Below are 21,039 nucleotides of genomic sequence, written 5' to 3' on the forward strand. Positions count from 1 at the left end.
CCTAAGGGCTACTGACCTAATTATCTGGAAAGAAAATGACAGGAAAAAGCGCGTATACCAAGGAAGAACTGATTGCTTGCGGCCACGGCGAACTCTTCGGCGAGGGCAATGCCCGCCTGCCCGTGGACAATATGCTCATGCTAGACCGCATCGCCAACATCAGCTCTGAGGGCGGCGAGCACGGCAAGGGCGAGATTGTCGCCGAACTGGACATCCACCCCGACCTCTGGTTTTTCGACTGCCACTTCCCCTCAGACCCGGTGATGCCTGGCTGCTTGGGGCTGGACGCCATGTGGCAACTGGTAGGCTTCTTTCTCGGCTGGCGCGGAAACCCCGGTCGCGGCCGTGCACTGGGCTGCGGCGAGGTGAAGTTCACAGGCCAGATTCTCCCCAGCGCTAAGAAAGTGGTCTATAACATCAATATGAAGCGTGTCATCGAGCGCAAACTCGTAATGGGCATTGCCGACGGCAGTGTGTCCGTCGATGGACGCGAAATTTATACAGCCTCCGACCTGCGGGTCGGCCTGTTCCAATCCACGGAGTCTTTCTGAACCGATGAGCAGACGCGTAGTAGTCACCGGCCTGGGAATCGTTTCCTGCCTGGGCAATGATGCCGAGACAGTCGCGCAAGCGCTGTATGAGGGCAAGTCAGGCATTAGTACCCGCCAGGAACACATTGACATGGGCATGCGCTCACATGTGGCCGGTACACCCGAGATCGATTTCAAGGAACTGATCGACCGCAAGCAACTTCGCTTTATGGGCGATGCCGCCGCCTATTCCTTCATTGCCATGCAACAGGCCATCGAAGACGCCGGCCTGGAGGAGCAGCATGTCTCCAATGTCCGCACTGGCATTATTGCAGGCTCAGGTGGCGCCTCTGCCTCCAGCCAGACCGAGGCGGCAGATATCCTGCGCGAGCGCGGTCTGCGTCGTGTCGGCCCCTATCGCGTTACCCAGACCATGGGCAGCACGGTATCCGCCTGCCTGGCAACGCCGTTCAAAATCAAGGGCGTAAACTATTCCATCTCCTCCGCATGCTCTACCAGTGCCCACTGTATCGGTAACGCAATGGAGCAGATCCAGCTGAACAAGCAAGACATTGTCTTTGCCGGCGGCGGCGAGGAGCTGCACTGGACCCAGAGCAGCCTGTTTGACGCGATGGGCGCACTTTCGACCAAGTACAACGACACGCCGGCAAAGGCGTCCCGTGCCTATGATGCCGATCGCGATGGCTTCGTGATTGCTGGTGGTGGCGGCATGCTGGTACTGGAAGAACTGGAACACGCCCTGGCGCGCGGCGCGAAGATTTACGCCGAGCTGGTGGGTTACGGCGCCACCTCCGACGGCTACGACATGGTAGCTCCCTCCGGGGAAGGCGCAGTTCGCTGCATGCAGCAGGCGCTATCCACTGTTGAAGGGCCCGTGGATTACATCAACGCTCACGGCACTTCCACGCCGGCAGGCGATATTCAGGAACTCAAGGCGGTTAAGGAAGCTTATGCGGACGCCGACAGCATTCCCATTGTAGGTTCTACCAAATCGCTCTCTGGCCACTCGCTAGGCGCGGCCGGCGTGCAGGAAGCCATCTACAGTCTGTTGATGCAGCAGCGCGGCTTTGTCGCTGCGTCCGCCAATATTGATAACCTGGACCCTGAAGCAGAAGGGTTGCCCATCGCCACCGAACGCCGCGATAACGTCGATCTGGTTCGGGTGATGTCCAATAGCTTCGGTTTTGGCGGCACTAACGCGTCACTGGTTTTCCAGAAATACGCCGACTAACATTTCGCTCAGGCCTGGCTCGATCAGGCCTGACGCCTAGTGGCCTCTGGCAGCGGTATGTCAGGCAGATTGTCACTCTGGCTCATTTGCAGGCCTTCGCGGTGGTACGCTGCGGCGACTTTGGGTTCACCGAGTGCTAGCAACAGGCGGCCCAGTTCTGCACAGACTTCCGGCGTGCGCTCCAGCCGATAACTGCTTTCAAAATAGTCCCTGGCCTTACCCCAGAGCTTATCTCGGGCGCTGAGCCTGCCCAGGCAGAGCAAGAGCTGCGCATCCTCGGGATAACTCGCCAACCAACTCTCCGCTTGTGTCAGTTGCCGAGCGGGCTGCTCGCTATTTATGTAACCATAGTGACGCACCAGTGAGGAATCCCACTGCTGCTTCAGCGCACGCACAATGACCTTCTCCGCCGCAGCGGTGTGCCCACCGCTCACCAGCACTGATACATAACCGTCGAGTATTTCCGCATCCTGCTTGAGTGGTGCCGGCATCTTTTGCCACAGCTGACGCAGCTGGTCGCCACCGTTCTCTCCGTTGGCGCTGACTTTCAGCAGCTCGCTGTAGACCTGGCGCTCCAGCGCAGTGACAGCGGTATCGTCCAGCACTTTGTACTTGCGCAGTTCCGGCAGCAGTTCGGCCAACTGGCCCCAATCTTTCAGGCCAAAGTAGGCGCGATGGAGAAGGTCGAGCACATAGGGATGACGGCTGGCGTTGCGTCGTGCACGCACCAGAGTCGCCAGAGCCTGCTCGTATTGACCGGCGTCCAGCTTCATCTCAGCCTGGGTCAGCTCAACCGCGATACCGGCTTCGGCTTCAGCCTCTTCCGCCGCCCCCAGATACTCGCGCATCTGATCCGGCTCATTCAGACGATAGCTCGCCCGGGCCGCCATCAGGTAGTTGATCAGTGGCGCTTCACTATTTTTCGCTCCGCGCAGCAGCTGCCGTCGAGCTCGCTGCCAGTTGCCCTCGATATAACTGATCATACCCTTGGTGGTAAACCGGGAAGATGCACGCGAGCGGCGCCCGCCCAGCCAGGTCGACAGTGAGTTCTGTCCGCCAACCAGGCGGCGAAACAGGCGCACAATGAGATAGATTACCAGCGTAAAGAGGGCCAGGATCAGCAAGCCTACCCAGAGACTCGTCTCCACGGTGTAGTTGCCGTAGGCCACCAGGACGTATCCCGGGTCGGTCTCGATAACGGCAACAATGCCAACACCGAGCAAAAGCGCTATCAACGCCAACAGGAAGAGCTTGCGCATGACTTACTCCAAGCCCCCTTGCTGTATTGCCGTTTTCATCGCTTTATCCAGAGCCTTCAGTGAGCGAGTCAGGTCCGGCATAATCACCTGCACGGTGCGCCGTTCCAGCTGGCGAATTTCCCGCGCCATGGCGCTAGCGCCTACTTCATCAGAGTCGGAAAACTGCTCGACCCAGTGCAGCGAGCGCTGCAGGCTCTCGGTGTACAGCGTCTGGTTACCCGACAGCAGAGCTACCTGCGCCTGCTCCAGCAACATCCTGAGATTCTGGCGAACCAAGCCCTCCCACTGGGGGTCCATCAGGGCGCGCATGGGCACGTCACGACGGCGAATAACAATGTAGTCCGAGAGTTTCTGGGTTGCTTCTTCATAGCCACGCTCCAGTCGGTTCTGCCAGTCGTCAGCGGGCGCCTGCTCAGGCTGTGCTTCCGGCTCCAGCATCTGGAATATCACCAGGGCGTCGGCCTGCTCGATCAGCGCCGAGAGGCTGAGGTAGATACCCTCCACATCCACCTTGGGCACCGCTCGCAGGGCTGCCTGCTCAGAGGCGACAGCCGCTCGCACCTCATACAGCGAGGGGTCACCCAATTCTTCGAGAATACTGTCGGCGCTGCCAAGCAGAGCCTGCGCAGAGACCACGTCGCGCGCCATAATCAGGCGCTGGTTAGCCAGACGCAGCAAATATTGCGCCTCTGCCCGCAGCCAGGCTTCATGGTCGTTGGCACTGAAACTGGCGAGGCGCTCCTGCTGATCGCGGATCTGGCCGCGTAGCTCAGCCAGTTCGGCGTTCTGCTGGGTAATCGCGGCGCTCGATGCTTCCATACCCCGATCAATCTGCTGGCGCAGCTTGCGCTCGAAGCCATCCAGATCGATATCTTCACCGGCCAGTTCCTCGCTCATTGCATCCATGCGCTGTTGCAGCGCCGCTTCTCGCTGCATGCCCTGCTGCACCGTCCAGGCGGCGGCGGCACCGAGAATCAACACCAGCAGCAAGGCCAGCCAGGCGATAAAGGATGAACCCTTGCGCGGTGTGGCAGAAGATGTTGTAGAAGGCGCAACTGGAGCTACCGGCGCGTCGGTTTTGCTCGACCCCTTATCCACCAGGGGGCTCCCCGATCGTGGCGGCGACTCGGCAGACTTGCCCTGATCAGGCTTGGACTCTTCGGTGACGGCCGGCTTTTCTTTTTCTTCACCGACCTGCTTTTGCTCTTCGTCGCTCACTCGCTTTTCTCCGGATTAGCGCTGTTACAGGGCAGCCAGCATGGCCTCATCTGAGGCGTTAGCGGCTGTTTTCACCTGCGTAAAACCTGCCTCGCGCGCCTGCTTCTCCACCCGGGGAGACGGCACAACGAGGCGAATATCCCTAAACTTAGTGCTTTCTTCCTCGCTAAGCAATGTCAGCATATTCTGCAGACCTTCGCCGCTGGATATCAGCACTGTTTCAATCTGCTCTCGGCTTAACAGTTCGCCAAGCTCACCCGCCGGCAGGACTGGGCAGCGCCGGGTATAACAGGCCAATTCATCGACTCTGGCACCGCGCGCATCCAGCTCCCTGCGCAAGGTATCGCGACCGCCCTGACCTTTTACGATTAGCACCCTGGCCCCCGCGACATCCTGCAAGGATTCGACCGCCAACAAGCCTTCACTGCTCATCTCGGCGCCTGGCTCTATAACATCCAGGCCGCGCTCGGCCAGTAGCCCAGCGGTGATGCCGCCAATGGCGTACCAACCAAGCCCCGCTGGCAGCTGTGGCCAGTAGTCGTCGATAAGGGAGAATCCAAAGCGCACGGCATTGGCGCTGATAAAGATAACGTGCTCATAGAGGTCCAGATCCAACAGGAGCTGGCGCTGCTGTGGAGAAACTTCCTCCAGCGCTGTGAGCTCCAGCATCGGCTGGTGTAGAGGCCGATAACCCAATTGCCGCAGCCGTCCCTTCAGGCTGTCGCCCTGCCCGGATGGCCGCGTCACCAGCACCGCGGGCAACTCAGTTGCCATAGACCTCGGCGAGGATTTCGCCCGCACCCTGACCCAACAAATCCTGGGCCACAGCCTGCCCCAGCGCGTCCGCTTCTGCGGCGGGCGCCTGTGCCTCTGCACGCAGAATTTCGCTGCCATCTGGCCGGCCCACCAGGCCACGCAGCCATAACTCCCCGTCACGATAGTCCGCGTAACAAGCGATCGGCACCTGGCAGCCGCCCTGCAGCGCCCGGTTCACAGCGCGCTCGGCGATCACCCTGCGAGCAGTGGGCTCGTGGTGAACCGCCTGTAGCAGTTCCAGGGTATCGCTGTCATCTGTGCGCAGCTCAATGCCTACCGCACCCTGTCCGCCCGCGGGCAGTGAATCCTCCACGCTGATGGTAGCTGCGATTCGCTCGCCAAAACCCAGCCGGATCAATCCGGCGCTGGCGAGAATAATGGCATCGTATTCACCGTCGTCGAGTTTGCGCAGGCGGGTGTTCACATTGCCACGCAGGAATTTGACCTCAAGATCGGGCCGCTGCGCACGCAGTTGGCACTCGCGACGAAGGCTGGACGTACCGACAACACTGCCCGCAGGTAACGCATCGAGGCTTGGATAGCTGTTGCTGACAAATGCGTCGGTAGGATCTTCACGCTCACAGATCACCCCCAGGGCCAGTCCGTCGGGAAACTCCATCGGCACATCTTTCATGGAGTGCACCGCGATATCGGCACTGCCGTCGAGCAGCGCAGTTTCCAACTCCTTCACGAACAGGCCCTTGCCCCCCACCTTCGCCAGCGGCACGTCGAGCAACTGGTCACCGCGCGACGTCATTCCCAGCAATTCAACCTCGAGCCCTGGATGGGCCTCCTCGAGGGCGCTGCGAACGTACTCGGCCTGCCACAGGGCGAGCGGACTCTCGCGGGTGGCGATGGTCAATTTGCGGGACATCTGTCTTTCCTTGGCTCTTGCATCGGGTGATAACGGAAGTGCGCATGATACCACTGTACAGGCGCCGAAGCTGGTATACTTCGCGGCCTCAAAAACAGCAAAAATTGATTTAAACCCAGTGGGAGAGGGCAATGAGCAAGGATAAAGACACCAGTAAACTGTGGGGTGGCAGGTTCAATGAACCCACCGACAGCTTCGTGCAGCGCTATACCGCATCGGTCACATTTGACCAGCGCATGGCCGCCGAGGACATCGCTGGATCGCGCGCTCACGCAAGCATGCTCGCCAGCGTGGGTGTCCTGACCCAGGCTGAGCTAGAGCAGATTCTGGACGGCCTCGACCAGGTTGCCGCTGAGATTGAAGCCGGCGAGTTCAACTGGTCGATCGAACTGGAAGACGTGCACATGAATATTGAAGCGCGCCTGACCGAACTCATTGGCATTACTGGCAAGAAGCTGCACACCGGCCGCTCGCGCAACGACCAGGTTGCGACCGACATCCGCTTGTACCTGCGCAGCGCGATTGATCGCATCGCCGAGGAACTCACTCGCCTGCAGCGCGGCACCATCGGTCTCGCGGCAGACAACACCGCCACCATCATGCCGGGATTCACCCACTTGCAGACTGCACAGCCCGTCTCCTTCGGCCATCACCTGCTCGCCTGGAACGAGATGCTCGAGCGTGACCACGGCCGCCTGATGGACTGCCGTACGCGCATGAACCAGTCGCCACTGGGCGCTGCAGCACTCGCAGGAACGACCTACCCGATCGAGCGGGAACACACCGCGGCAGCACTCGGTTTCGACAAACCCACCGAAAACTCACTGGATTCCGTATCCGATCGCGATTTCGCGATTGAATTCTGCTCCTTCGCCTCGCTGCTGATGACCCATCTGTCGCGCATGTCAGAGGAACTGGTGATCTGGGCATCGGCCCAGTTCAACTTCATCGAACTCCCCGACCGTTTCTGCACGGGTTCTTCCATCATGCCGCAGAAGAAAAACCCGGACGTACCGGAATTGGTTCGCGGCAAGGTTGGCAGGGTTAACGGCCACCTGATCTCCCTACTGACCCTGATGAAGAGCCAACCGTTGGCCTACAACAAGGACAACCAGGAAGATAAGGAGCCGCTGTTCGATACCGTCGACACAGTGCTGGACTCGCTGCGCGCGTTCGCCGACATGGTTCCCGCAATCAAACCCCGCGTGGAAAACATGCGCGAAGCTGCTCGCTCAGGTTTCTCGACTGCTACCGATCTCGCCGACTACCTGGTCGGGCTCGGGCTGCCGTTTCGGGATGCACATGAAGTTGTGGGCACCGCGGTAGCGCACGGCGTTGAGACCGGCCTCGATCTGGCTGAGATGGAACTGGCAACCCTGCAGGGGTTCTGCGCGGACATCCGCGAAGACGTATTCGATGTTCTGACACTTGAGGGATCCATCGGTGCTCGCGATCATCTTGGCGGCACAGCTCCCAATCAGGTGGCGGCGGCCGCCGGGCGGGCATTGGCGTTGGTTGAGTCTCGGTAGCTTCTTTCCGGGGATGCAGTTTCGAGAGCGGCGGAGATCCGCTTTCCAGCTGTTCCCCCATGGTGCTATGGGCGATATCTCAGGCTTCCCTGGAAAATCACATCCGGTGCAGTTTCGACTTGAATGTCTTCGACGATGGACAAGTCCACGGCCCACCCCGGGCTGAATCGCCATCTTGCACCTGCGGTTAGCATCACCGCCTCATCACCCAGCGCCGTGACTTCGCTACTCATCGGCGCAGCGTGAGCGTCAATCTGGCCGATCAACGACCAGCGCTCGCTCAGGACCCAATCCATACTGAGCCCAGCGAACCACAAGTCCTGCTCCTGGGCTGCTCCCAATAAATCGGATTCACCCGCGTAGAGATAGCCCAGCTGGCCGTGCCAGCGCAGAGGGATTTCGTCGTTGCGATGGTCTCCGGAGAAACGGGCTACAAGATAGGCATCGTCTTCGCCGCTGCCCAGGAAGTCATTCTCGTTACCGGTGCCGAACTTGTAGCCCGCCGAGACACTGGCTGCAAAAATCTCATCGCGCGCAAACTGCCAGGTGAGAGAAAGGCTTGTGTCGCCGATGCCGGAAGCGTCGTCATCAAAGCCAAACTCTGCGCTGGGGCCAGCGTAGCTGAAGTCCAGCAGATCCTGGTCCACGGCCGAACGACCGCCATCCGACATGCCCCACAAGTCGTGCCAGTTATCGATCAGCGAATCGAGATTGCCGCCGGAGTGATCCAGCCAGGGGACTTCGAGCTGCAGGTCCCAGTTGTCGGCGATGGCATAGCGCAACTCCAGCGCCAACCGCAGGGTCTCACCATCGAGATTGACCTGCTCATCGCCACGGGCTTCGTTGATGTAGTTATTAGCGACACTGGTGTGCAGGCTGAAATCCAACGCGCCAGCCGGGCCGGTGCCCGCGAAACGCTGCGAAGGCAGGCCGAACAGGCCACTGACGGGACTCAGGTTTTTCGCGTAGAGAGGCTCATTGTCCTGACTGGCGGCAGGCAGTGCCGCGGTGGCCAGGACCAGCGCCACAAGCCGCCTTACAGCCACTCGAACTCCAGCCCAGCCTGGGTGCGCATCTGCTCTACCACGAACGGCCGGAATAACTGCCCGTCGCGCGTATTGCGCCAGTCATCGGCCTCGTGGTCATACTCGAAATGGAATCCGCCGGAGCGCGCGGCCAACCAGAGTTGGCGCACCGGGGGTTGACGGCTGAACACCATGGTGGTGCCGTTCTCGAAGTCTACGGTCAACACGCCACCGCCGGCCTCATAGTCGAGATCGCTGTCGATCTCGTCCAGAGCCAATTCAACAGCCTCGAAGGTAGCGTCAACACGCTCACCAAATTCATTCTCAGATATCACGATAATCTCATCACGCCAAAGTTAGCCACAATAATAAGGGCTGCTCGCACGGCTTACTACCGGCAGGTATACTTGCCGCTTTTGAATTTTCAGGAAAGTATCATGCGATCTCCAGTCGTTCGGATAGCGGCTCTGGTCATGCCGGCCCTGCTTGTGGCTTGCGGCCAGACCGGGCCACTCTACCTGCCCGGCGAGGCGCCACAGCCTCGCAGCTCGCAGCCGGCCCCAGCCGAGACAACGGCTGACACCGCCGAGATCGCCGACTCTCCTGCACAATCGGAATAGACCATGGAACCGTTCAACTACCGCGACAACCAGCTCTGCGCTGAAGAACTACAGATAGCCGCCATCGCGCAGCGTTTCGGCACGCCCTGCTATATCTATTCCCGCGCAGCGCTGGAGGCCCGTTTCAAGGAATACCAGGATGCGCTGTCAGGTGCAGAACACCTGATTTGCTACGCCGTGAAAGCCAACTCCAATCTGGCTGTGCTCGACATTCTGGCCCGCCTTGGCGCGGGCTTTGACATTGTGTCCGGCGGCGAAATGGAACGCGTGATCACCGCCGGCGGTGACCCCGCAAAGATCGTTTTCTCGGGGGTCGGCAAAACACCTGCCGAGATGGCCCGCGCGCTGGACCTGGACATCGCCTGCTTCAACCTGGAATCCGCACCCGAATTAGAGCTACTGGCCCGGGTCGCGGCGGAAAAGAACATGGTGGCCCGCGTCTCCGTGCGTGTTAACCCCGATGTCGATGCACAGACCCACCCCTACATTTCCACCGGCCTGCGCGAAAATAAATTCGGCGTTACTGTCGAGGAGGCCATGGCAGTCTATCGCCGGGCGGCGGAACTCCCGTCGATCGAGGTGGTGGGTATCGACTGCCATATCGGCTCCCAACTGACCCAGATCAGCCCCTTCATCGACGCCCTGAAGCGCCTGCTGGCGCTGGTAGACGAGCTCGCCTCGGAGGGCATCACACTGCACCATTTGGACCTCGGGGGCGGCCTCGGTGTCTGCTACAAAGACGAACAACCCCCCTCGGTAGCCGAATATATCGCCGCGGTGCGCGCCGAGCTCGGCGATCGGCCGCTCAAATTGGTGTTCGAGCCCGGCCGTTCCATTGCCGCCAACGCCGGCCTGTTGGTAACCCGGGTGAACTACCTCAAGCCCACCGCCGAACACAACTTCGCGCTGGTCGACGCCGCCATGAACGACATGATCCGGCCAGCGCTTTACCAGGCCTGGCTGGACATCCGCCAGGTTGACCTCGCTTCCGAGGGCCAGACGGCGACCTGGGACGTGGTAGGGCCAGTCTGTGAGACCGGCGATTTCCTCGGCAAGAACCGCGAGCTCACGGTCGCCCCGGGCGATCTGTTAGCGCTGTCCGGCGCCGGTGCCTACGGCTTTACCATGAGCTCCAATTACAATTCGCGCCCGCGCGCGGCCGAAATCATGGTCGACGGCGACCAGGCCCACATTGTGCGAGCCCGGGAAGAGTTTGAGGACCTGATCCGCGGCGAAGCCCGCCTCCCCGATTAGCGGGCATTGAGAGTACACTAAGGGCATGATCCTGAAATTCACCAAAATGCACGGTGCAGGCAATGACTTCGTGGTTATTGACCTTGTCAGCCAGCGCTGCAAACTTCGCCCCCGGGACTTTCGCAACATCGCGGACCGGCGCTTTGGCGTGGGCTGCGACCAGATCCTGCTGGTAGAACCTCCGGGCAGCCCCGAAGTGGACTTCCGCTACCGGATATTCAATGCCGATGGCGGCGAGGTAGAGCAATGTGGCAACGGCGCCCGTTGCTTTGCCCGCTTTGTGCGTGAAAAGAAACTGACCGCCAAGCGTGTGCTGAAGGTGGAAACTGCGGGGGGCGTCATCACCCTGCGTGCCCATGAACAGCACCAGGTCGAGGTCGACATGGGCGTCCCTGAATTCGCTCCCGCCAATATTCCCTTTGCGGCGGAGCAACAGGCCGACAGTTACCGCCTCGCTGTGGCCGACCAGACTTTCGAAATTGGCGCCGTGTCGATGGGTAATCCCCATGCTGTTACCCGGGTTGATGATGTGGACGCCATGGACCTGGAAGACCTTGGCCCCCAGATCGAGAATCATCCGGACTTTCCCCAGCGCGTGAACGCCGGTTTCATGCAAATAGTCAGCGAAAATGAGATCAAGCTGCGGGTTTTCGAGCGCGGGGTCGGTGAGACCCTCGCCTGCGGTACCGGCGCATGCGCCGCGGTTGTCTACGGCCTGCAGCGAGGCTGGCTGCAGGATTCCGTGACAGTTCAGCTGCCCGGCGGTAAGCTGTCCATATCCTGGCCCGGGGACGGTCAGGGCGTGATTATGACAGGGCCCACTGCGGTGGTGTTCGAAGGCACAATAAAAATCTGAGGGGCCAGCGCCCCGACCAGCAGGGGAGCGACATTATGTCAGCAGGCAACGAACCAGCCCAGGCGGCAATAGCCGATATAGAACTGAGCGACGAACAGGTGCGCGCGTACCTCAAAGACAACAGCGATTTCCTGCAGCGCAATCCTGACATGCTGGACCACCTGCACATCTCACACGCCTCTGGCTCCGCGGTCTCGCTGGTGGAAAAACAGGTCAGCGTGCTGCGCGAGCGCAACATGGAGATGCGTCATCGCCTCAACAGCCTCACCGCCAACGCCCGTGCCAACGACAAACTCTACGACCAGACCCGCCAGTTGGTGCTCTCACTGTTAGACGCGAGAGACCAGGAACAACTCTACAAAAACTACATGCAGTCCATGGCCGAAGACTTCAAGGTAGAGCACGCCAGTATGATCCTCTTTGGAGAGCCTGACACAGCGGTCGAATGCCGTATCGAAAGCATCGAGTCTGCGAAAATTGAGATCGGCGGTCTGCTGCGGGGCAACAAACCTGTCTGCGGTGTGCTCCGCAAGGAAGAACTCAGCTACCTGTTCCCGGATGCCGGCGACGTGGGCTCCGCGGCTCTCGTACCTCTGGTAAAAAATGGCCAGGTTGGCATCCTCGCAGTAGGTAGCTCAGACGCCAACAAGTACAGCAGCAACATGGACACCCTGTTCCTGTCTCACATCGCCGAAGTTGTGGCGAGACTGTTGCCAAAACTGCAAGCGGCGGACTGATGTGAGCGAGTCCCTGGCCAAATCCTGCCAGCGTTTCATCACCTATTCGCGGGACGTCCGCCAACTTTCCCCGCACACTCTCAGCAATTACGAGCGTGACCTACAGTCACTACAGGCCTGGTCTGAAAGCAATAATCGACCCAGTGCCGACCAGTTGAACGAGGCTGATATTCGCGCCTGGGCGAGCCTGCTCCACCGGCGCGGCCTTGCGGGCAGCAGCATCCAGCGCAGCCTGTCGGCAGCCCGCTCCTTTTTCAACTTCCTCGGCAAGGAAAATGGCTACCCGCGCAACCCTGCTGCCAGCGTGCAAGCGCCGCGCAAACCACGGAAATTGCCCAAAACCATGGACGCAGACCAGATGGGCCGCTATCTGGAATTCGACGATACCAATCCCACAAGCCTTCGCGACCGGGCCATTGCCGAGCTCTTTTATTCCTCGGGACTGCGCCTCGCTGAGCTGGCAAGCATCGATATCGTTGATATCGACCGCGACTCCCGCCTGCTCACGGTCACCGGCAAGGGCAGCAAGACACGCACCGTACCGGTAGGCTCAACGGCGCTTGAGGCCATCGACGCCTGGCTGGCAGTGCGCCCGCCGGCAATGAACGGCGAAGACGATCAAGCGCTGTTCACCAGCAATCGCGGCACGCGAATCAGCGCTCGAAACATTCAGGCCCGCCTGAAACTGCAGGGCCGCAAAGCGGGCATGCACCAGGACGTTCACCCACATATGCTGCGCCACTCCTTTGCCAGCCACATGCTGGAATCCTCGGGTGATTTGCGCGCCGTACAGGAGCTGCTGGGGCATGCCAACATCTCCACCACCCAGATCTACACACACCTGGATTTTCAACATCTGGCCAAGGTCTACGACGCCGCTCACCCCCGCGCCAAGCGGCGCAAGCAGGACTAAGCCATGGCGATCAAGGTCATCACCTTCGATCTCGACAATACCCTCTGGGATGTGGAGCCTGCGCTGCTGCGAGCGGAAGACGCCCAGCGCGAATGGCTGCTGCAACACCGCCCCGGCACCATCGAGAATTACGGCCACGAAGAACTGTGGGCATTCAAAAAAGACCTGTGGCGTCGTCACCCAGAGCTGGCCCACAACGTCACCGCCATGCGCATGCAGATGCTGCGGGAACTTCAGCTGGCCGCCGGCTACAACCAGGCCCAGGCCGATGAGGGCGCTGACAGGGGCTTTGCTGAATTTCTGCGCGAACGCCACCGTGTAGAGCTCTACGAGGAGGCCCTGGGGGTGCTGGAAACCCTTGCCAGGGACTACAGCATCGGCGCTCTAACCAACGGCAACGCAGACATCTACAAGACCGACGCCGGCGAACACTTCGACTTCGCCTTCCTTGCCGAGGAATTTGGCGCCAGCAAACCGGCACCCGATATGTTTCACGCCGCGATGGAACGCTCGGGCGCGGCAGCTGCAGAAATCATTCACGTGGGTGATAACCCGGACCACGACATCCGCGGTGCTCTTGAAGTGGGCATTCACACTGTGTGGGTTAATTTGCGAGGAACAGAGTGGCCGGGCGGGACCCGGGCACACATGGAGATTACCGAGCTGGCCGAGTTACCCTCAGCCATCGCCCGGATAGCCGGCAATATCAGATAGCGTCTTCGCCGGTCTCGCCAGTACGAATCCGGATGACCTGCTCGAGCGAGGAGACAAAAATTTTGCCGTCGCCGATCTTACCGCTGTTGGCTGCGGAGATGATTGCTTCAATCGCTTTATCGACTTCCGCCTCCGCCACCGCGATCTCCAGCTTCACCTTTGGCAGGAAATCCACTACGTACTCCGCGCCACGATAAAGTTCAGTGTGACCTTTCTGCCGACCAAAGCCCTTAACTTCTGTAACAGTGACACCCTGAACACCAATCTGCGACAGCGCCATCCGCACGTCGTCCAGTTTGAAGGGCTTGATAATGGCAGTGACCAGTTTCATGGAGTGACTCCTGAGTGAAGAGCGACTAACTATAGGAGTTAATCCCTGAACTGTAAATTGAGCTGGGTCATCGATGCGGCATCCCGGGACCAACATCCAGGCAACACCCACAAAAAAGGGCGCCGAAGCGCCCTTTCGTGACAAACGTCGCTTTTACATGCTCTTGGAGACAGTAAATACCACGGTATCGTCAGCCCAATCGGTATCGAACACGTCTTTCTCGTCCAGTGTGGTACCCACGTAAGCGAGGGACCAATCAACTGCCAGCCATGAAGTGCTCAGGGCTACGGAGTAGTCGGTGTAGGAATCTTCTTCGTTAGAGAGGAAACCGCCGTCTTCATCCAGATCGTTGTAGCCAACGTGGAAATCCAGGGAGAAGTTCTCGCCCAGGCCCAGGCTGTAGTCAGCGTAGTAGTAGAAGAACGTGTCAGTTTCGCCGTAGTAGTCGTCGGAGTACGCCATGCCCACAGTGAAGTCGTGGAAGGAGAAGGAACCGTACAGCTCCTGGTAGTCACCTTCGTCACCGTCATCTCCGGGGTAATCGTAGTACAGGTAGCCCACGTCGATAGCAGAGTTTTCGCCAACGTCCATGCCCCAGCCTACGTAGTAGTCCAGCTCCAGGGAGCCGTCGAAACCGTCTGCGCTGTCAAAATCAACCGTAGAACCCCAGGTGCCGAGGTAAATGCCATTGTCGAAGGCGTAGTCAAAACCACCCTGCAGAGCGATGCTTTCGTCAGACTGTGAGATACCGCGGAAACGGTAGTCGCTGGTCAGGGCCACGTTCGCACTGATTTCACCAGCTTGTACAGTTGTCGCGGTGGCACCGGCCAGCACGGATGCTGCAATTGCAGCGGGGAGTAATTTTTTCAACATTTTCACTATCTCCATATAGGTGTGTGTTTTAGCTGTGCCCCCTTATCAGCTACCCCTACAGAGTGAGCTACCGCTTTATTGTCGGTACTACAGCGACGCCTAGTGTAGGAAGGGAAGGTGAAGTAATTAAGGACTTATTGCGGAGTGAGAGTGTGAATTTGTTGCAGACTATCAACAAAAAAGGGGGGCCAAAAGGCCCCCCAAGTACACGCATTATTACAATGCGCCCGCAAGATGGTTACGAGTTAGTGAACTCGGGGTATGCCTCCATACCACACTCGGAGATGTCCACACCTTCGTATTCTTCCTCTTCGCCAACCCGGATACCCATGATCATCTTGAGTACGAACCAGGTGATGAAGCTCGCGCCGAATACCCAGACGAAGATCACCAGAGTACCTACCAGCTGACCCATGAAGGTCGCGTCGGCGTCGGACAGCAGTACTGCGAAGATACCCCACAGGCCTACCACACCGTGCACGGAGATGGCGCCAACAGGATCGTCCAGCTTCAGCTTGTCGAGAGTAACGATGGAGAACACAACGATGATGCCACCGATTGCGCCGATGATAGTCGCCAACAGGGGAGACGGATCAGCAGGCTCAGCGGTGATCGCTACGAGGCCAGCCAGGGCACCGTTGAGGGCCATGGTCAGGTCGGCCTTGCCGAACATGATGCGCGCGACAACAAGAGCAGCAATCAGGCCGCCAGCGGCAGCTGCATTAGTGTTCAGGAACACGTTGGCCACTTCGTTGGCAACACCGATGCCACCCAGTTTCAGGGTAGAACCGCCGTTGAAGCCGAACCAGCCCATCCACAGGATGAAGGTACCAAGAGTCGCGAGGGGCAGGTTGGCACCGGGGATGGCGTTAACCTGGCCTTCAGGGCCGTATTTACCTTTACGGGCACCCAGCAGCAGAACGCCTGCGAGGGCAGCAGCAGCACCAGCCATGTGGACGATACCGGAGCCCGCGTAGTCGGAGTAGCTCAGCTCACCAATGAAGGGAACTGCCTTGCCACCCCAGGTCCAGCCGCCTTCGATCGGGTAGATGAAGCCAGTCATGACAACTGCGAAAGCCAGGAAGGCCCACAGCTTCATGCGCTCAGCTACAGCACCGGATACGATGGACATGGCAGTTGCTACGAAAACAACCTGGAAGAAAAAGTCAGAAGCGCCGGCGTATTCGCCCATGTCGCCAAAGCCAGATTCCTTGGAGGCTTCCAGTACAGCGGCAACGGCAGCGTCGTCCATCTGGGCAACGGTGGTTACACCTGACAGGAACATACCGCCGTCGTACATGAAGTGGTAACCACAGATCAGGTACATGGTGGATGCCACTGCAAACAGGGCGACGTTCTTCAAAAGAATTTCAGTTGTGTTTTTGGAACGGACCAGACCAGCCTCGAGCATTGCGAAGCCGGCTGCCATCCACATTACCAGTGCGCCACAGACAAGAAAGTAAAACGTGTCCATTGCGTACTGTAGTTCGAAAATATTGTTTTCCATGGGAATACTCTCTGCAGACAGTAAAAGGGTTTAGATGGCTTCTTCGCCGGTTTCACCGGTACGAATCCGGATAACCTGCTCAAGCGGTGAGACAAAGACTTTACCGTCGCCGATCTTGCCGGTGTTGGCCGCTTTGGTGATGGCTTCGATAGTCTGGTCGACCACGCTCTCAGCCACAGCCACTTCGATTTTCACCTTGGGCAGGAAGTCGACAACGTACTCAGCGCCACGGTACAGCTCGGTGTGGCCTTTCTGACGCCCAAAACCCTTTACTTCAGTCACGGTGATGCCCTGAACGCCGATTTCTGACAGCGCTTCGCGCACGTCGTCCAGCTTGAAGGGCTTCACGATAGCCGTGATTAATTTCATGTTTCTCTCCTGGAGTTCTTGTTATGGCGCCCCGCGGATGAGGCGCCACGTGTTACAGAGTCACGTATGTTTACATGCTCTTGGAGATGGTAAATACGACTGTGTCTTCACCCCAATCGGTGTCGAATACGTCTTTCTCATCCAGTGTGGTACCCACATAGGCGACAGAGAAATCAGCAGTCAGCCAGGAGGCACTCAGAGCCACCGAGTAGTCGGTGTAAGAGTCTTCTTCGTTAGACAGGAAACCGCCGTCTTCATCCAGGTCGTTGAAGCCAACGTGGAAATCGAGAGTGAATGTCTCGCCCAGGCCCAGGCTGTAGTCAGCGTAGTAGTAGAAGAACGTGTCAGTTTCGCCGTAGTAGTCGTCGGAGTACGCCATGCCCACAGTGAAGTCGTGGAAGGAGAAGGAACCGTACAGCTCCTGGTAGTCGCCTTCGTCACCGTCATCTCCGGGGTAGTCGTAGTACAGGTAGCCAACATCGATAGCGGAATTCTCGCCAATGTCCATGCCCCAGCCTACGTAGTAGTCCAGCTCCAGAGAGCCATCGAAGCCATCTGCGCTGTCAAAATCGACAGAGGAACCCCAGGTACCGACATAGATACCGTTGTCAAAGCCCAGATCGAAACCACCCTGCAGGGCGATACTTTCGTCAGACTGGGAAATACCGCGGAAGCGATAGTCACTTGTCAGGGCTACGTTAGCGCTGATTTCAGCGGCTTGTACTGAGGTCGCGGTTGCACCTGCGAGTACTGAAGCGGCGAGAGCAGCGGGGAGTACTTTCTTAAGCATGTTCCAAATCTCCATGATTCGTTTTAAGTGTCAGATCAGTATTGCTTCGTCTATTTCGGGCACACTGTGCGTGCTATACAAATCTGCCCATTAGATAGCAGATGGTGTGCCAGATTGCTTATTTCTCATTTATTTCAATCACATAGATGTATAGCCGTAATACCACCCCTCACCCTGCGCACCAAAAGAAGGCTCTCTTCGCACCAATTACGCACCACGCACCAAGTTAGTGCGCCAAAATGGAGCATCCCTGAAATATGAGGGGTTTTTACGCGAATGATCGCTTCTGATCTGTGTCCATCCCGTCAAATCCTCTAAACTCTGCACCCACAAAGAACTCTCAAGGCAGTAACAATGGCGATCAAACCCCCTCCACCCCCATGGGAAGTCCTGCAACAGGTAGGCGAAATGGTGGGCAACCCAGGCCTGCGCGACGAGGTCGACAAAGGCGTGCGCACACTCGCACAAGGCGCACTCACACGCCTGGATGTCGTCAGCCGCGAGGAATTTGACGTGCAGGCAGAAATTCTCAAGCGCACCCGCGAGCGTGTAGTGGCACTGGAAGCTGAACTCGAGAAACTCACTGCCGAACTGGAAACGCTGGCCAAAGAAAACTAAGTACGCCGGCTAACACATGAACCTGCCGCTCAAGGAAGAGCAATGGAACTTTCGATTATTCACAGCCGCGCGCTGGCGGGCCTGTCTGCACCGCCAGTACAAGTAGAAACCCACCTCTCCAACGGGCTGCCCGCTTTTCACATCGTGGGCATGCCAGAGACAGCAGTGCGCGAGAGCAAGGACAGGGTCCGCTCCGCCATCCTCAATTCACATTTCGACTTTCCCGACCGTCGCATCACGGTCAACCTCGCTCCGGCTGACCTGCCCAAAGGCGGCGGTCGCTTCGATCTGCCTATCGCCCTGGGCATCCTGGTGGCGTCTGGGCAGGTCCCCAGGGATCGCCTGGAAAATCATGAGTTTCTGGGAGAACTCGCGCTCAACGGCGGATTGCGTGCGGTATCCGGTGTTATATGTGCAGCGCTTGCCGCCAGCGCCAGCGGTAAACAATTGGTTGCGCCCGAGCAGTGTGCCGGAACGGCCGCCGCAGTACCCGAAGTGCGCCTCATCGGCCCACCCGACCTGCTCACACTCTGCGCCCACCTCAACGGCAGCGTGCCACTTCACCCGGTGAAAATCCCAGCTGTAACTGCCTCCGGCGAGACCGGCAGTGATCTCGCGGAAGTCGTCGGCCAGGATGCGGCCCGACGCGCGCTGGAAGTGGCTGCCAGCGGCGGACACAACCTGCTGCTCGCTGGACCTCCCGGGACAGGCAAGACACTCCTTGCCAGCCGGCTTCCGGGCATCCTGCCACCACCCGACCACGATGAGTCACTGGTCATTCTTGCTCTGCGTGACTTTGGTGGCGTTGCCAGGCCCGGCGAGGCACTTGTGCGCCCATTCCGCGCACCCCACCACAGTGCCAGCGCCGGCGCCCTGATCGGCGGCGGCAGCCCTCCACTGCCAGGCGAGGCTTCCCTCGCTCATGGTGGAGTACTGTTTCTGGATGAGTTGCCCGAGTTTTCCCGCCACTGCCTTGAAACCCTGCGAGAGCCCATGGAATCAGGCCATGTGACGCTGTCACGCGCCCGGCACAAAGCGAGCTACCCGGCGAGCTTCCAGCTGATCGCGGCCATGAACCCCTGCCCCTGCGGCTATCTGGGAGACCCTGAACGCGCTTGCCGTTGCTCGGCTGACCAGATTCAGCGCTATACCGCCAGGGTGTCGGGCCCCCTGCTGGATCGGATTGATCTCCACGTCCAGGTCTCGAGAGTGGCCCCGGCCCAGCTATTGCAGCGCGAACACGATGGCGAAGATTCCGCCACGGTCAGGCGCCGGGTCAGTCGTTGCCGGGCCCGCCAACTGGAGCGCCAGCACTGCGTCAATGCCAGGCTCCACAGTGACCGTCTACTGGACATCTGCACCCTGGGCAGGGGCGAGCGCAAGATACTGGAGCAGGCAGCACAGCGTCTGAAGCTCTCAGGCCGCGCCATCCATCGGACGCTCAGAGTCGCTCTTACGTTGGCCGACATGGCGGAGGTAGACCATATCCATGAACTTCATCTGGCAGAGGCCCTGGGCTACCGCGCGAGCTGAGCCAATTGCCGCGCGGTCCAATAGATAAGACCGACCCACCTTTACCTGCATGCCTCCCTGTGCCAGACTTTTCCGCAAACTAATGGTCATTAGTCTGGCGGTGCCCTCACTGCCAGAAGACAGGAGATACCAGTATGAGCCAGTGCCCTTTTTCCAATCTGCTCGACCCGGATACGTACCGGGACGGCATGCCTTACGACATGCTCAAAGACATCCGTAAAGCCGGGCCAGTCGTGAAGATGGAGGATCCCATCACCGGCATACCTTACTGGGTGGTCACCCGCATCAAGGACCTGGATGAGGTCTCCAAGCAACCCCTCGTCTTCTCGTCAGAACGACAAGGCGCATTCCCCATGGAAATGGAGGAAGCTGCGCTGGAAATGCAAAAGAACACCATCATCAACATGGACCCCCCGAGACACCAGAAAGTCCGCCGCATTGTGCGCAATGCGTTTACACCCAAACGCGTAGATTCCTACGAACCTCTGTTCCGCAAGCACGCAAAAGAGATCGTCGATGCGGTTGCCAACCGCGGGACCTGTGAGTTTGTGGAAGAAGTTGCAGCAGAACTCCCCCTCATCGCCATCCTGGAACTCCTCGGAGTACCGAAGGAGGACCGCAAGCAGTTCTTCGAGTGGACCAACACCATGATCTTCGCCGACGACCCGGATATGGCAACCTCTGAGGAAGACGCCCAGATCGCGGCAATGGAAGCAATAGGCTATGCCATGAGCCTGGTGGAAAAGCACCGGGAGCAGCCGATGGACAACATCACCGGGGCCCTCCTCGACGCAGAGCTGGAAGGAGACTCCGTCAGCGAGGACATGTATGCATGGATGTTCATTCTGATTCTGGTGGGCGGTAACGAGTCAACCCGCACCGTGATCGCCCAGGGCATGCGGCTGCTCATGGAAAACCCTGACCAGCTTCAATACCTGGTCGACAACCCCGATAAAATCAGCAATGCGGTAGAAGAAATTCTACGATTCAACACGGCCTTCATCTCCATGCGCCGCACAGCCACAGAAGATTGCGAACTCGGCGGGCAACAGGTGAAAGCGGGCGACAAAATCATCCTGCATTACCACACCGTCAACCACGACGAGGATGTGTTCGGCGAAGACGCCACGAATTTCGACGTAACCCGCGCCGAGCGTATGCCCGATCTCTACAATCAATTGCGCTCTTTCGGCATTGGCCAACACTTCTGTATCGGTACCCACCTGGCAAGACTGGAACTCAACGTGATGTTCGAAGAGATCATCCCGCGCCTGCGCAACCCCAGGTTCGCCGAAGAACCGAAGTTTGTGCGCTCCTTCTTTGTGAACGCCATGAAGGAAATGCAAATTTCCTTCGACCCTGAAGCTAGCGCCGACGCGGCATAAACCTGTGCTATTCTCCCGGGCCTTGTCCCGAGGGAA

At 58.9% G+C, this 21,039-nt stretch carries 23 protein-coding genes; 12 read left to right on the forward strand and 11 right to left on the reverse strand.

Annotated elements, in window-relative coordinates; genetic code table 11:
- Positions 1 to 35 precede the first annotated feature (35 nt).
- Together fabA and fabB are read left to right on the forward strand one after the other, a co-directional pair.
- Positions 36 to 551, forward strand: coding sequence for a 3-hydroxyacyl-[acyl-carrier-protein] dehydratase FabA (gene fabA, locus EY643_RS16460; RefSeq protein WP_153240252.1), 516 nt, complete (start codon positions 36 to 38; stop codon positions 549 to 551).
- Between the two features lie 4 nt (positions 552 to 555).
- Positions 556 to 1,782 (forward strand): beta-ketoacyl-ACP synthase I, encoded by a 1,227-nt coding sequence (gene fabB, locus EY643_RS16465; protein WP_153240253.1) that lies wholly within the window; start codon positions 556 to 558, stop codon positions 1,780 to 1,782.
- 23 nt (positions 1,783 to 1,805) lie between these two features.
- Here the strand turns inward: fabB and EY643_RS16470 are convergent, their stop codons facing one another.
- From EY643_RS16470 to hemC, 4 genes are read right to left on the reverse strand one after another with little or no spacing between them, the layout of a single operon-like run.
- Entirely contained in the window at positions 1,806 to 3,041 is a 1,236-nt protein-coding gene (locus EY643_RS16470) for a heme biosynthesis protein HemY (RefSeq protein ID WP_153240254.1), read from the reverse strand.
- 3 nt (positions 3,042 to 3,044) lie between these two features.
- Positions 3,045 to 4,259 carry a uroporphyrinogen-III C-methyltransferase gene (locus EY643_RS16475; protein ID WP_153240255.1) on the reverse strand — a complete coding sequence of 405 codons (1,215 nt, stop codon included), beginning with the start codon at positions 4,257 to 4,259 and terminating at the stop codon, positions 3,045 to 3,047.
- Between the two features lie 24 nt (positions 4,260 to 4,283).
- Positions 4,284 to 5,033 (reverse strand): uroporphyrinogen-III synthase, encoded by a 750-nt coding sequence (locus EY643_RS16480; protein WP_153240256.1) that lies wholly within the window; start codon positions 5,031 to 5,033, stop codon positions 4,284 to 4,286.
- Positions 5,023 to 5,949 (reverse strand): hydroxymethylbilane synthase, encoded by a 927-nt coding sequence (gene hemC / locus EY643_RS16485; RefSeq protein WP_153240257.1) that lies wholly within the window; start codon positions 5,947 to 5,949, stop codon positions 5,023 to 5,025. The genes EY643_RS16480 and hemC overlap by 11 nt, the downstream gene beginning before the upstream one ends.
- Positions 5,950 to 6,080: 131 nt before the next feature.
- On the opposite strand from hemC, the gene argH reads away from it, so the two are divergent.
- On the forward strand, positions 6,081 to 7,478 hold the full coding sequence (gene argH / locus EY643_RS16490; RefSeq protein WP_153240258.1) for an argininosuccinate lyase: 1,398 nt from the start codon (positions 6,081 to 6,083) through the stop codon (positions 7,476 to 7,478).
- 65 nt (positions 7,479 to 7,543) lie between these two features.
- On the opposite strand, the gene EY643_RS16495 is transcribed toward argH, so the two are convergent.
- Positions 7,544 to 8,524: a DUF3187 family protein gene (locus EY643_RS16495; RefSeq protein WP_170287433.1), complete on the reverse strand. Its 981-nt coding sequence runs from the start codon at positions 8,522 to 8,524 to the stop codon at positions 7,544 to 7,546.
- Positions 8,515 to 8,838 (reverse strand): iron donor protein CyaY, encoded by a 324-nt coding sequence (gene cyaY, locus EY643_RS16500; protein ID WP_205743090.1) that lies wholly within the window; start codon positions 8,836 to 8,838, stop codon positions 8,515 to 8,517. Before cyaY ends, EY643_RS16495 begins: the two co-directional genes overlap by 10 nt.
- Positions 8,839 to 8,940: 102 nt before the next feature.
- On the opposite strand from cyaY, the gene lptM reads away from it, so the two are divergent.
- From lptM to EY643_RS16530, 6 genes are read left to right on the forward strand one after another with little or no spacing between them, the layout of a single operon-like run.
- Positions 8,941 to 9,123, forward strand: a complete 183-nt coding sequence (gene lptM, locus EY643_RS16505) for an LPS translocon maturation chaperone LptM (protein ID WP_153240261.1) — start codon at positions 8,941 to 8,943, stop codon at positions 9,121 to 9,123.
- A 3-nt stretch (positions 9,124 to 9,126) separates the two neighbouring features.
- Positions 9,127 to 10,377 carry a diaminopimelate decarboxylase gene (lysA, locus tag EY643_RS16510; RefSeq protein ID WP_153240262.1) on the forward strand — a complete coding sequence of 417 codons (1,251 nt, stop codon included), beginning with the start codon at positions 9,127 to 9,129 and terminating at the stop codon, positions 10,375 to 10,377.
- Between the two features lie 25 nt (positions 10,378 to 10,402).
- Positions 10,403 to 11,233 carry a diaminopimelate epimerase gene (gene dapF, locus EY643_RS16515; RefSeq protein WP_153240263.1) on the forward strand — a complete coding sequence of 277 codons (831 nt, stop codon included), beginning with the start codon at positions 10,403 to 10,405 and terminating at the stop codon, positions 11,231 to 11,233.
- Positions 11,234 to 11,268: 35 nt separating this feature from the next.
- Positions 11,269 to 11,970, forward strand: a complete 702-nt coding sequence (locus EY643_RS16520) for a DUF484 family protein (RefSeq protein WP_153240264.1) — start codon at positions 11,269 to 11,271, stop codon at positions 11,968 to 11,970.
- A gap of 1 nt (position 11,971) precedes the next feature.
- Positions 11,972 to 12,883: a tyrosine recombinase XerC gene (gene xerC / locus EY643_RS16525; protein WP_153240265.1), complete on the forward strand. Its 912-nt coding sequence runs from the start codon at positions 11,972 to 11,974 to the stop codon at positions 12,881 to 12,883.
- Between the two features lie 3 nt (positions 12,884 to 12,886).
- Positions 12,887 to 13,597: an HAD family hydrolase gene (locus tag EY643_RS16530; protein ID WP_153240266.1), complete on the forward strand. Its 711-nt coding sequence runs from the start codon at positions 12,887 to 12,889 to the stop codon at positions 13,595 to 13,597.
- On the opposite strand, the gene EY643_RS16535 is transcribed toward EY643_RS16530, so the two are convergent.
- From EY643_RS16535 to EY643_RS16555, 5 genes are all read right to left on the reverse strand, one after another.
- The gene (locus EY643_RS16535) at positions 13,590 to 13,928 is read right to left on the reverse strand and encodes a P-II family nitrogen regulator (RefSeq protein ID WP_153240267.1); all 339 of its coding nucleotides are present in this window, start codon (positions 13,926 to 13,928) and stop codon (positions 13,590 to 13,592) included. The two genes, EY643_RS16530 and EY643_RS16535, sit on opposite strands and share 8 nt — an antisense overlap.
- 153 nt (positions 13,929 to 14,081) lie before the next feature.
- Complete coding sequence (locus EY643_RS16540) at positions 14,082 to 14,801, reverse strand: TorF family putative porin (RefSeq protein ID WP_170287434.1); 720 nt, start codon at positions 14,799 to 14,801, stop codon at positions 14,082 to 14,084.
- 238 nt (positions 14,802 to 15,039) lie between these two features.
- Entirely contained in the window at positions 15,040 to 16,308 is a 1,269-nt protein-coding gene (locus EY643_RS16545; RefSeq protein ID WP_153240269.1) for an ammonium transporter family protein, read from the reverse strand.
- Positions 16,309 to 16,338: 30 nt separating this feature from the next.
- Positions 16,339 to 16,677: a P-II family nitrogen regulator gene (gene glnK / locus EY643_RS16550; protein ID WP_133209572.1), complete on the reverse strand. Its 339-nt coding sequence runs from the start codon at positions 16,675 to 16,677 to the stop codon at positions 16,339 to 16,341.
- 70 nt (positions 16,678 to 16,747) lie between these two features.
- A complete protein-coding gene (locus EY643_RS16555; RefSeq protein ID WP_170287435.1) occupies positions 16,748 to 17,467 on the reverse strand; it encodes a TorF family putative porin in 720 nt (239 codons plus the stop codon).
- Positions 17,468 to 17,821: 354 nt separating this feature from the next.
- Between EY643_RS16555 and EY643_RS16560 the strand changes: the two genes are divergently transcribed.
- The 3 genes from EY643_RS16560 to EY643_RS16570 all read left to right on the forward strand — a co-directional run bounded on the left by EY643_RS16560 (position 17,822) and on the right by EY643_RS16570 (position 21,003).
- Positions 17,822 to 18,085: an accessory factor UbiK family protein gene (locus EY643_RS16560; RefSeq protein WP_153240271.1), complete on the forward strand. Its 264-nt coding sequence runs from the start codon at positions 17,822 to 17,824 to the stop codon at positions 18,083 to 18,085.
- A 42-nt stretch (positions 18,086 to 18,127) separates the two neighbouring features.
- On the forward strand, positions 18,128 to 19,618 hold the full coding sequence (locus tag EY643_RS16565) for a YifB family Mg chelatase-like AAA ATPase (RefSeq protein WP_153240272.1): 1,491 nt from the start codon (positions 18,128 to 18,130) through the stop codon (positions 19,616 to 19,618).
- A gap of 134 nt (positions 19,619 to 19,752) precedes the next feature.
- On the forward strand, positions 19,753 to 21,003 hold the full coding sequence (locus EY643_RS16570) for a cytochrome P450 (RefSeq protein ID WP_153240273.1): 1,251 nt from the start codon (positions 19,753 to 19,755) through the stop codon (positions 21,001 to 21,003).
- The last annotated feature ends 36 nt before the right edge of the window (positions 21,004 to 21,039 follow it).

The organism is Halioglobus maricola, from assembly GCF_009388985.1.
GTDB lineage: Bacteria > Pseudomonadota > Gammaproteobacteria > Pseudomonadales > Halieaceae > Halioglobus > Halioglobus maricola.